Here is an 11,953-nt window from a genome sequence, read left to right as displayed (position 1 = left end):
TTTTTGATAATAATCTTTTGAAAGTAAAAAGTAATTTTACTTAAAAATTACTTTTTTAAAGATAAATATATTTTTAATTTTGCTGATTTCAAGAATAAACAAATGTATTTTAGAAATTTTGATTAATTATATCATCAAAATTTCTAAATAAATAAAAATTATCCAAAAGCTCCATTTAAATAAGCTTTTGTTTTTTCTTCTTTAGGATTTTCAAAAAATTCCTTACTCTCTCCAAATTCTACAAGTTCTCCTAAATGAAAAAACGCAGTATAATCAGCCACGCGCTTAGCTTGTTGCATGTTATGTGTTACCATGATCATAGAAAGATTATGACTTAATTCTTTAATAAGCTCTTCTATAATGCTTGAAGATATAGGATCAAGTGCAGAAGTTGGTTCATCTAAAAGTAATAATTTTGGCTTTATAGCCAAAGCTCTTGCAATACAAAGGCGTTGTTGCTGACCACCTGAAAGTGCTAGAGCATTTTGTTTTAGTTTATCCTTTACCTCCTCAAAAAGCCCTACTTTTTTAAGACAATCTTCCACCAAAGCATCTTCTTCATCTTTGTTTTTGATCATCCCATGGAATTTTGGAGCATAAGAAATATTATCATAAATGCTTTTTACAAAAACATTAGGTTGTTGAAATACCATTCCAACTTTTTTTCTAAGCACAACTAAATCTTGATTTTTAACATCTTTTCCATCAATCTCAATAAGACCATCGATTTTTGCTATTTTGTCATTCATCCTATTAAAACAACGCAAAAATGTGGATTTTCCACAGCCTGAAGCACCTATTAAAGCTGTGATTTTATTTTTTTGAATTTCGATATTAATATCAAACAAAGCCTGTTTTTTACCATAAAATAAATTTAAATTTGTCGTTTTTGCTATCATTTTAATTTTCCTTGAAAATATCTTCTTAAAAGTATTGCTGCTAAATTTAAAATCACCAAAAGAGATAAAAGTACTATAATCCCTGCTGCTGTTCTTTCTAAAAATGCACGCTCTGGCATAGCTGACCATGAAAAAATTTGAGCAGGTAAAACACTTGTTGGTGCAAAAACACTATTTGCCACATCAGGTATAAAAGCTATCATACCTATAATCATCAAAGGTGCGGTTTCGCCAATAGCCCCTGCTAGAGTTAAAATAGAACCTGTTAAAATCATAGGCATTGCCAAAGGTAGCATAATGCCTTTTATCATTTGAATTTTAGTCATGCCTAAAGCATATGCTGCATTTTTCATATTAATATCCACACTTTTTAAGGCAGCTTTAGTTGAAACAATAATAATAGGTAAGCTCATAATAGCCAAAGTTAATCCTCCAACTAAAGCACTAGAACGAGGCATCCCAAAAAGATTAATAAACACTCCAAGTCCTAAAAGTCCAAATAAAATACTAGGAATACTTGCAAGGTTATTAATACACACTTCTATAAAATGCGTAAATACATTTTGCGGAGCAAATTCTTCTAAATAAATAGCTGCTCCAACTCCTATTGGGATACTCACAGCCATACATATTAACATTACAAGCAAAGTTCCAACCACAGAAGCAAAGATTCCTGAATTTTCAGGTGATTTAGAATCTCCATTAAGGAAAAAATTTGTGTTAAAACTTAGTTTGATTTCTTGCTTTTGAACTAATTCATCAACTAATTTTTTTTGCTCATCGCTTAGTTTATTGTAATTTTTTTTCATATATTGATCAACTTCAGAATTTGCTAAAAGCCAAGATTTTTCTTTGATTTGACCCGTTCTTATTTTCCTTTGTTCAGCACGCGATAAAAGCTCATATGAAGGGCTATTTCTATCAGCCTGGGCATAAATGTAAGTTTGCTTAAAAGCTCCTATCCCAAGATACCCTACACTTGATAAAAAAATACAAAGAAAAATAAGGTTTATATAAAGCCCCATTTTACAGAATCTTTTGAAATTTTTTGAAGCTTTTTTTCTTTGTTTAAAAAGTTTTTTCATAAATTTTTCCTTTTATGGAAGCGATTTATCAAATAAACGCTAAAAATATTAATGATTAATGTAATAATAAAAAGCACAAGCCCTAAAGAAAATGCACTTAAAGCTAAAGAACTATCAAAAGCTTGATCACCGCTTAATGCTTCTACTATTTTTACAGTCACTGTTGTCATATCTTCTAAAAAATTCATTGTTAAATTTGGACGCAGTGAAGCAGCCATAACAACAATCATTGTTTCACCTAAAGCTCTTGAAAGTCCTAAAAGACAAGCTGCAACTATACCTGGCATTGCTTCTGGTAAAATTACTGCAAAAACGACTTCTTTTTTAGTCATACCTAAAGCATAAGCTCCGTTTATCCTTTTTGAACTTACAGCTTCAATGCAATCTTGCGAGAGTGAAGCCACTATAGGGACTATCATGATACCCATGATAAAACCTGCACCTAGGGCACTTTGAAAACTAGCTTTGACACCAAAAAGAGAGAAAAACCATACTATAAAAGGAGCTACAACTATGGCTGCGAAAAATCCAAAAACTACAGTAGGAATTCCTGCTATGATTTCTAAAATAGGTTTTAAATAGTTTTTAGATTTTTTACCTGCAAATACTCCAAGATAAATAGCACACATTATGCCTAAAGGTAGGGCTGTTAACATTGCTATTAGTGAAATATAAAAAGTTCCCCAAAATAAACTCAAAGCACCAAAAACACCATGCTTGCTACTTCCATCAGCACCTACAAATGCAGCATCTGCTGCCCACTGACTTGAGAATAAAAAAGTAAATACACTTTCTTTTTGAAAAAATTTTAAAGCCTCGATTAAAATCGTTAGCATAATAGCAAAGCTTACTACTACGCTAACAAAAGCACAAAGAAAAAGCGTTAATTTTATTATTTTTTCTTTTATCAATTTTTCATCCTAAATCAAAAAACTTTCCCTGCTTTAACAAGCTCATCAGTTAATAAACCTTTTTCTTCTATATGTTTTTGGGTTTGTTTTAAAGTTTTTTCATCCAAAGGAACTAATCCTATTTTTTCTAATTCTGCCCCACTCTTAGCTAAATCATCGCTCATATAAATTTTTGCAAATTCAAATACTTCTGGATTTTTCTTAGTATTCATATATATAAACAAAGAACGAGCTAGTTTATATTTTCCTTCAGATATATTTTTCTCATCAGCTTTTACACCATCAATATCAACTGCATTAACCTTATCATCATTGCTAGCTAAAAATCCGTATCCAAAAAGCCCAAAAGCTTCTTTATCAACAGAAAGTTTTGAAACAATTAAATTATCATTTTCACCGCTTGGTATAAATGCTCCATCTTGGCGTATAGTTTTATATGCACCTTTGTATTCAGGAATTTTTTTAGAAATATCTACCATTACAAGCTCTTCTATACTATCTCTTGTTCCTGAACTTGATGGAGGACCATAGATTGTAATTTTTCTATTTGGTAGATTTTTATTGATTTGTTGCCAATTTGTATAAGGATTTGGGACTAATTTTCCATCTTGTGGAATTTCTTTGGCCAAAGCCAAAAATAACTCATGCAAACTTATATTTAATGGAGCATTGATTTTATTTTGAGCTAAAACTATGCCATCATAGCCTATCATAACCCCGACTATATCACTCACACCTGATTTTTTACAAGTTTCAAATTCACTTGGCTTGATAGCTCTTGAAGCATTAGAAATATCAGTAATTCCTTCACAAAAAACTTTAAAACCACCGCCTGTGCCAAGACTTTCAACTATAGGTGTTTTTGTATTTTTTATAACAGCATATTCTTCAGCAACAAAAGAAGTAAAAGGATAGACAGTAGATGAACCTGCTATTTTTAATTCTGCTGCGTTTAGACTAACAAAAGTAGCTACACTTAAAGCCAAAAGTTTTTTCATTTTTTCTCCTTAGTTAAAAAGTAATGAAAATTTAAAAAAACTTGGAAACATTTTGGATACATGTATTTTTTGATATAATTTTATATGCTAAATGTTATTTTGATAGAAGATGATAAAGATTTAAATGAGTTAATTAGTTTAAGACTTAGTCAAGAAAATATAAAAATTTATAGTTATTTTGATTTTTTTGACTTAGAAGATTTTCTAGATACAAATGAAATAGACTTAATCATCATGGATAGAAATTTACCAAGTGGTGATAGTGTTGAGATGATAAAACAATTAAGAAAAAAAGGTTATATAGAGCCTGTGATTTTTCTTAGTGCAAAGACTTTACAAAAAGATATTTTAGAAGGTTTTGAGCAAGGCTGCGATGATTATATATGTAAACCTTTTGATTTTAATGAACTTTTATTTAGAATCAAAGCCGTAACTAAAAGAAATAAAACTCCAAAAGAACAAATTTCTTATCAAGATTTTACCTTATATATAGAAGACAGAAAACTAACCTATAAAACAAATACATTTGAAAATTTATCAACCCTAGATGTGGAATTACTCAAGTGTTTTTTTAATCACAAAAATCAACTTCTAAGTCGTCAATTTTTAAGTGAGCAAGTATGGAAAAATGACACGACAAGCGATAAGACAATCAATACAGCTATTTTAAGATTAAAACAAAAAATTCCACAAATTAAGGAAAATATCATTTCAGTGCGCTCGGTGGGCTATAAATTGTGTTAAAAATAAAAACATTTTTCCTTTTTACACTTGGATTTTTTTGTATTGCTTTTTTTATATTGTTTTATTTTTTCAATGAAAGCTATATCAATACTACGGTAAAAAATACTTATGAGCAAAAACTAAAAACACTCAATGATGTTTTACAATTTCAGTTATTAGATACACTAAATTCCAATAACATCAAGCAATTTGCTCAAAATACTAGAGCAGATTTTATCATTAAACAAAATGATGATATTTTTTCATCATTAAAAGATTATTCTTATTTTCTAAATCACTTTGAATCTAATTTTACTCATGATTTTTATAAGAAAAAAGAAATTTATTTTAAAGCTTATACTTATAAAAACTATCAATACATCATCATTGTATATCCTAAAATACACTCTTTGGTGCAAAATTTTTGGATTAAAAATATTATTATTTTTTCTTTCTTTTTACTTATACTTGTTGTGTTTTATTTTGTTGTATTTAATTTTTTCAAAAATTATTTTCAAGAATTATTATTGTTTGTTAAAAGTATCAAATCAAATACTAATTTCATTTTAAAATATAATTTCGTTTATGAATTAAAAAATTTAAATTTACGCTTATTGAAAATTAAAAAATTACTCATCAAGCAAGAATTAAAAAACAAAAAACAAGCAAAGAAAATTCAAACCAAAAACACCCAACTAAGCAATGTAATCAGCGCTATATCACATGAGCTTAAAAACCCTATAAGCGTTATAGATTTGAGCTTGCAATCTTTAAAAGAAGCTAATGATGAAAATATGAAATTATTTTTACTTGAAAAAATTCACAAACAAAGCGTAAAAATCAACCAACTAACACACAAACTCAATTTTGTTTTTAATCTTAATTTTGATTCTTTAAATTTAGAAAAATTCGACCTATATGCTTTAAGTAAAAATTTATTAGAAAGTTTTAGAGATGATAGGTTGAAAATTCAAGGCCGAACAAGCTTTATCAAAGCGGATAAATTTCTCATAGAACAAGTTATCATTAATCTAATAGATAATGCCCTAAAATACAGCAAAAAAGAGGTGCTAATCATCATAAAAAATCAAAATTTTACTATCATAGATCAAGGTATAGGCATAGAAGAAAAACATCTTAAATTTATAACAAAAAAATTCTACAAAGCAAACTCAACACAAAACAACTCCTTTGGACTAGGATTGTTTTTAGTTAAAAAAATACTCACTTTACACAAAAGTTCTTTAAAAATTCAATCTAACCCACAAAAAGGTAGCATATTTTCTTTTAGTATTAGCCAATCACTCTCTTAAAAAACCATATTCATAAATTTTTGGCTCGATTTTTTTAGCTAAAACATCTAAAGCTAAATTCAAATCACTAAGTAAAATTTTATAATGCTCATCTTTTGCTTTGCTAGGCATATTCATCTTTCCTTTTTCATCTCTACCTTGAAAAAATTCTTTTATATCATACAAAGAAGCATTTACTAAATATCCCGCCTTTTCTTTATGTGTGTGATAATACTTAAAAAGTTCTTTGCCTGCTTTTAAAAGCTCTTTTGCTTCATTAGAAAATTCCACCTTATCTAATGTATCATCAAATAAAACATCTTCATTTTTTATCTTGCCATTTATAAATTTATACATAAAATCACTCTTAAATGCTTCTTGAGTAATGCCTAATTCTTTCTCGCTAAAAGGTATGAAGTGATTTACACCTTCTTTTGTGCTTATATAATTTTGCCCATGAAAAAGCATAAAAGCAAGACAATCACTTTGAAATTCTTTGTCGTTTTGATATGCTTTGTTTGGGTATAAAAACTGATCTCTATTATTTAGCCAAGTAGCTTTTATAGCATGGCGTACTGAAAAATAAACTGCGGTATCAATAAGGTTTTTTTGATTTATATTTTGAAAAATTAAATGCGCTGTCCCTTTCTGATTTAAAATTGCAACATGGTTATTTTGTTGAAAATCAGGTGCATCGGACATCAATACACCTATTCCATTATCTTTAATATTAAATTTTCTAAGCCATTTATTTATACTTTCTTTTTTATCGTTATAAAAATTTTTCTTACCTAAAAAATTTCCATTTTCATTAAACACATCAAGCCTTACCTTTTTAAGCTCATCTTTTTGACTCATATCCCATATTAAAAATCCTATAGGAAATTTTCCATTTACATTATCAAAAGTATAAGAAGGTGTTATGAAGCCTTTTAAAAATTTAGCCTTAAAAGTTTCTCTAAAATCATCAAAATTAGAACTATTTACATATTTTAAAGTAGAAAAAGTAGCTAGCATAGCTCCATCGATCTCACAATATATTCTTATATAAAATTGTGTAAAAAGTTCGTTATTAGCTTTACCTAAGATATTTTTGTATTTTTCACAAATTCTATTTTCTCTTGCTACTTTTGCCTTGTGAATACCTGTTTTTGTAGCAGTTTTTGAATTTCCTGCTTCTGCATAAGGCGGGTTTATAAAAATGATAAGTTTTTTGCGTTTGTTTTCATCTTTTAAAATTTCTTGTAAATTTGAAGGTAGTTTTGATTTATAAATAACATTGCCTTTATCATCTACTTTATCAAAAAATTCATCATTTAAAAAGTCAAATTGAAAAACATGATTTTCAAATAAATTTGCACCATTTTTTATACGCTCATGTATCACATCAACATCTGCTTTATCTATGGTAGAGCAAAAAACATTTTTTGCATTTGTGAAATTTGCTAGTAAATTTCCTGTCCCACCAGCACAGTCCCATATATAGTATTTCTCTTCATAGTCTTTACCTAAAGCCTTTGATAAATACTCACAAGCCTTATCTACCCAAATTCTTGGAGTAAAAAACGCCCCCTTTCTTTCTCTAATGTCTTGATCTACAAGCAAATCCCTACGCTCTATCATATAATCCCAAAATTCCTCCAAAGGCGGACGCTCATAAATAGCCCAAAAATCTTTATGTGCTTTTTGATTATCTTTAAAGCCCGTTTTTTCTGTAGCGATAGAGCCTAGATCTGTCTTTTTGGCATTAAATTCATAATGATCTTTATTTAAAATAGCAAAAAGCTTTTCTACTATGGTTTGATTTTCGTTTGAGAGTAAATCAGCTAGGTAAAAGTCCGCATCGATAATGCCGTTTTTCTTTGCTAAATCCCAATCTATACTTATGCTTTCTTTTACGCTTTTGCTCCATTTGTGATATATGCTTACAAAGTTGTTTTTGTCGATTTTAAATTTGCTTATGTTTTCGTTTGTTAAATTTTCTTTTATGAAATTTTTTAATTCTTCATCATTTTTCTCATAGTAAAAAATCAAAGCTTCGTTTAAAATTTCATCTAATTCTTTTAAAAGTTTTAAAAACTGCTCACTTGTGTGTTTGCTAGCTGCTACACCCCAAACCCTATCATTTTGATAAAAAATTTCTTGAATTTTATAATAAGGTAAAAATGCGATTTTTTCAGCATCAAATGCGCCTATTAAAGCAGGTGTTTGCATGGTATGAAAACTTCCATTTTTTATAGTCATAATGAGTTGAACAAATGATTTTTTAATATCACTTATGCCTTGCTTAGCTTCAGCCCAAAATAAATTAATCTCGCCCAAGTCTTTATGCTTTTGCGTGACAATAAAATCAATACTAGAACCAACTACAGAAAATTTTGAAAAATACGCTTCACGCACTTTGTTTTTTAAAGTTTCTTCATCTACTTTTAACCATTCTTGCATTTTTAACCTTTGATAATAAATAAACTTACAATTTTAAGCAAAATAAAATTATTTTTCAATTATTTTTGAATTAATGATTTATAATGACTTAACTTGTCTTTATAAAAATCAACTATTTCTTTTTGCTCATCACTAGGATTTTTAAAAGTTTCTTCAATCATGGTTTTTAGCTCCTTATAATTAGCACAAAGCCATAAATTCTGATTTATATATTTTTGATTATTTTCATCTTTTTCTATAAAAATTTCTAAAATCAAGAAAAATATTTTTGAATTTTGTGCAAAAATTTTAAAAGTGTTTTTTAGGTAATGAAAGTTATTTATTTTAAGGGCGTAAATATGTGCTTTTATTTTCTCTTTTACTTTTTTATTGTCTTCTTGAAGTAACTTTTCTAATAATATTTTTAATTCTTTTTCACAAAAATACTCTTTTTGTTTCATAGAAAAATTGTAACTATATATAAATAGCATTCTTGCATCTAGTGGATATTTTTCATTAAGTAATTCTTTGCTATTTATATTTTCTTTACCTGCAAATTTTGAAAAAAACTCAAAGAAACTTTTGCATTTTTCAAAGTAAAAAAACTGAGCTTCTCCATAAATTTCATCAAAAATACTCCAAAGATAATAAATAAATTCACTACTTTTAAAGTCTTTAGCATAAACACTCATTTTAAAAGCTAATTGTTTAAATTTTTCAAGTTCTTTTAAATCATACTCATTAAAAATATCATCATACCCTTGGTGTGAATTTGCCTTTATAATTTTATCTATAGTTTCTTTTTTGATAACATTTTCTGCAAAATTTAACACAAAATAATCTTGAAAATATTCTAAAGAAGCTATCCTATGTTTATGCTTATATTTTCTTCTATCTTTTAAGTCAGAAAAATCTCTATTATGTAAATCATATATTTTAGGAAAAATAGAAATCAACAATTTTTTGATCACTTTTTTATTTAGTTTATTTAAACTTTCTATTTGCTCATCAATCATTTTAGTATATATTGATTCTTGCTCTTCTCTATCAATCTCATAACTAGCTAAAGCAGTTCCAGCAAAAATTTCAAAATGATTATAAATAAACTCATAAAATTTTGGTTCAAAAACTTTAAACAAAGTAATCACAGCAAAATCATACAAATATAACTCTTGTTTTATAGCACTCATTTCAAATTTTAAAACATTTAAGTATCTATTGATATCTCTTATATTTTCAAAAGCACCTGCAAAATGATTTGTATTTAAGTTCTCTATAAATTCATTCTTATCGATTTTTTCATAAGTAAAGTTAAATTGTTCGATTTTTTGCATAAAAATCGCTGTTAAATTAGCTTTATTTAATTTAGGTAGCACTATAGGAACTTGCACTATTTTTTCTATATATCTTTTGCCTTTATCTTTTTGGATTTTGTCTAAGGCTGTAGTGACTACTTCATTATCATAAGCAAGAATATACATGGTGTTTTTAAAATCTGCTATAGATCTAACAAGTTGAAAAATTTCTCGTATATCTGTATCGGCTAATCTATCAAGATCATCTATAACTATAATGATCTTTGTGTCTATATTTGATAAAGCAGTGTTGATTTTATTTTTAATTTCATCTAAACCTTTTTTCTCCGCACTTAATAATTTATTAAAATCACTGATAGCATTTGAAGTTTTAGACATTGCCACTGAAGTAACCGGATCTGCAATCACATAAGATGACATTTTAAACAATAATGCTAAGTCTTCTAATTTTTGAGGTACTTTAGAAAAAAATTTGTTTTTTGCATGAGAGCATATTTTTTTTAAATTTTTAATTTTAATTTTTGGAAATGGTGCTTTACGAATTTCTTTAGCGAGTTTTGTGAAAAAATCACCAATAAGTTGTTTTCTAGTAGAGATATTCCAAGGATTGAAATTTATTATAATGAAATTTTCATCATCTTTAAAATCTTCTAAAACCATATTTATAAAAGAAGTTTTTCCACTACCCCAATCCCCTATAATACCTATAGAAATACTATCCTCATCTTTATAATATTTTATAGTTCTTGCTAATGCCATGGCGATTTTTTTTCTATCAAACAAGTCTTCATTTTTGCTTGTTATAGCTTTATCAACTTTAAAAGTTTTATTTTTCATTTTTACTCTTTATTTTTTAGCGTAATTATACATAAAATATAAATTTAGTATAAATTAAACTTTAAAATATATCATTATAAAATCATTATTAAAAAAAGGAGAGAAAATGCTTTCAAAAGAAGTAGTAGCTTTATTAAACGAGCAAATCAATAAAGAAATGTATGCAGCAAATTTGTATTTGAGTATGAGTTCATGGTGCTATGAGCATAGTTTTGATGGTGCTGGGGCGTTTTTATTTGAGCATGCAAGAGAAGAAAGTGATCATGCTAGAAAACTCATCACTTATTTAAATGAAACTGATTCTAAAGTAGAGTTAAAAGAAGTTAAAAAGCCTGATAGTGATTTTAAATCATTGCTTGATGTATTTGAAAAAACTTTTGAGCATGAGCAAAGTATCACTGCTTCTATTAATAATCTTGTAGATTTTATGCTTTCAAGTAAAGATTATTCTACTTTTAATTTCTTGCAATGGTACGTAAGCGAACAGCACGAAGAAGAAGCGCTTTTTAGAGGTATAGTAGATAAAATCAAACTCATAAGCGATAATGGCAATGGCTTATACATGGTAGATCAATACATCAAAAGCTTAATCAATAAATAATTTTTTAGCTTCCATGAATTTGGAAGCTAAATATCTTTTAATTTAAAAGAATTCTTGCAAAATAAAAGTAAATTTGCTAAAATACTTTTTATTTAAAAGGATTTTTATGCAAATGAATGAAATTACTGATAAACTTAAATTTATACTCCAAAAAGAAGGCATAAAAAATGCCAAAGATTCTGATGTGGCTAAAATGCTAAATATTAATCCAGATACCTTTTATAGTATGAAATTTAGAAATTCCATACCTTATAAGCAAATACTTCATTTTTTAAATGAAAGAAATATCAACATCAATGCATTTTTTTATGAAGATTCCCTTGAGAGCAATACTCCAACACTTGATCTAAACTATAATGTCTTAAAATATTATGATGTTAATGCTTCTATGGGGGGTGGAGCTTTAAATGATAATGTGAGTTTTTCAGAAGTGATTATAGATGAAAAACTCAGTGATTTTTTTGGCTCAAAAGATTGCGATATCATCCCATGTATAGGCGATAGCATGGAGCCTGAAATCAAAGATGATTCTTTGTGCTTAGTAGATAAAAGCAAAAGCTTTAAAGAAGGCGGAGTTTTTGCGGTAAATACTCGAGATGGTTTATTCATCAAACAAATTTTTAAAAGCAATAAAGGCGGAGTTTATTTACACTCTTTTAATCTAAGTTATGCAGATGTGCATTATCAAAATGGCGATTTTTTAATCGTGGGTAAGGTAGTAGGGACTATAAGTAGAATTTAGTATTTAGCAAATAACTTCTTTTTTTCTATATGATAATTTTTATTATTTAAATTAACAAAAAATAAATATAAGTATATTTTTAAGTTAATTTTTATTAAAAAATAGTCACAATTATACTTTAATAG

Annotated in this window: 10 protein-coding genes; 4 read left to right on the top strand and 6 right to left on the bottom strand. The window is 27.5% G+C overall.

What is annotated here, in order from left to right; all coding sequences use genetic code 11:
• Positions 1 to 158: 158 nt before the first annotated feature.
• Genes pstB through L8X24_RS01430 form a run of 4 tightly spaced genes read right to left on the bottom strand, consistent with a single transcriptional unit; the run spans position 159 to position 3,893 of the window.
• Entirely contained in the window at positions 159 to 899 is a 741-nt protein-coding gene (gene pstB / locus L8X24_RS01445) for a phosphate ABC transporter ATP-binding protein PstB (protein ID WP_263663291.1), read from the bottom strand.
• Entirely contained in the window at positions 896 to 1,984 is a 1,089-nt protein-coding gene (pstA, locus tag L8X24_RS01440; RefSeq protein WP_263663290.1) for a phosphate ABC transporter permease PstA, read from the bottom strand. The genes pstB and pstA overlap by 4 nt, the downstream gene beginning before the upstream one ends.
• A complete protein-coding gene (gene pstC, locus L8X24_RS01435) occupies positions 1,981 to 2,895 on the bottom strand; it encodes a phosphate ABC transporter permease subunit PstC (protein ID WP_263663289.1) in 915 nt (304 codons plus the stop codon). The genes pstA and pstC overlap by 4 nt, the downstream gene beginning before the upstream one ends.
• Before the next feature lie 14 nt (positions 2,896 to 2,909).
• Positions 2,910 to 3,893 carry a substrate-binding domain-containing protein gene (locus tag L8X24_RS01430; protein WP_263663288.1) on the bottom strand — a complete coding sequence of 328 codons (984 nt, stop codon included), beginning with the start codon at positions 3,891 to 3,893 and terminating at the stop codon, positions 2,910 to 2,912.
• A gap of 84 nt (positions 3,894 to 3,977) precedes the next feature.
• Between L8X24_RS01430 and L8X24_RS01425 the strand changes: the two genes are divergently transcribed.
• Positions 3,978 to 4,637, top strand: a complete 660-nt coding sequence (locus L8X24_RS01425; protein ID WP_263663287.1) for a response regulator transcription factor — start codon at positions 3,978 to 3,980, stop codon at positions 4,635 to 4,637.
• Positions 4,631 to 5,929, top strand: coding sequence for a sensor histidine kinase (locus L8X24_RS01420; RefSeq protein ID WP_263663286.1), 1,299 nt, complete (start codon positions 4,631 to 4,633; stop codon positions 5,927 to 5,929). Before L8X24_RS01425 ends, L8X24_RS01420 begins: the two co-directional genes overlap by 7 nt.
• Here the strand turns inward: L8X24_RS01420 and L8X24_RS01415 are convergent.
• Complete coding sequence (locus tag L8X24_RS01415; protein ID WP_263663285.1) at positions 5,918 to 8,353, bottom strand: hypothetical protein; 2,436 nt, start codon at positions 8,351 to 8,353, stop codon at positions 5,918 to 5,920. The genes L8X24_RS01420 and L8X24_RS01415 overlap by 12 nt on opposite strands.
• 59 nt (positions 8,354 to 8,412) lie before the next feature.
• Positions 8,413 to 10,485, bottom strand: a complete 2,073-nt coding sequence (locus L8X24_RS01410; RefSeq protein ID WP_263663284.1) for a KAP family NTPase — start codon at positions 10,483 to 10,485, stop codon at positions 8,413 to 8,415.
• A 106-nt stretch (positions 10,486 to 10,591) separates the two neighbouring features.
• Here L8X24_RS01410 and ftnA point away from each other — a divergent pair, with 106 nt between their 5' ends.
• On the top strand, positions 10,592 to 11,086 hold the full coding sequence (gene ftnA, locus L8X24_RS01405) for a non-heme ferritin (RefSeq protein ID WP_012661514.1): 495 nt from the start codon (positions 10,592 to 10,594) through the stop codon (positions 11,084 to 11,086).
• Between the two features lie 106 nt (positions 11,087 to 11,192).
• Positions 11,193 to 11,828 (top strand): helix-turn-helix transcriptional regulator, encoded by a 636-nt coding sequence (locus L8X24_RS01400; protein WP_039668429.1) that lies wholly within the window; start codon positions 11,193 to 11,195, stop codon positions 11,826 to 11,828.
• Positions 11,829 to 11,953: the final 125 nt, after the last annotated feature.

Source organism: Campylobacter sp. CNRCH_2015_0814, assembly GCF_025772765.1.
GTDB lineage: Bacteria > Campylobacterota > Campylobacteria > Campylobacterales > Campylobacteraceae > Campylobacter_D.
This window is presented reverse-complemented; position numbering and strand designations above follow the sequence as displayed.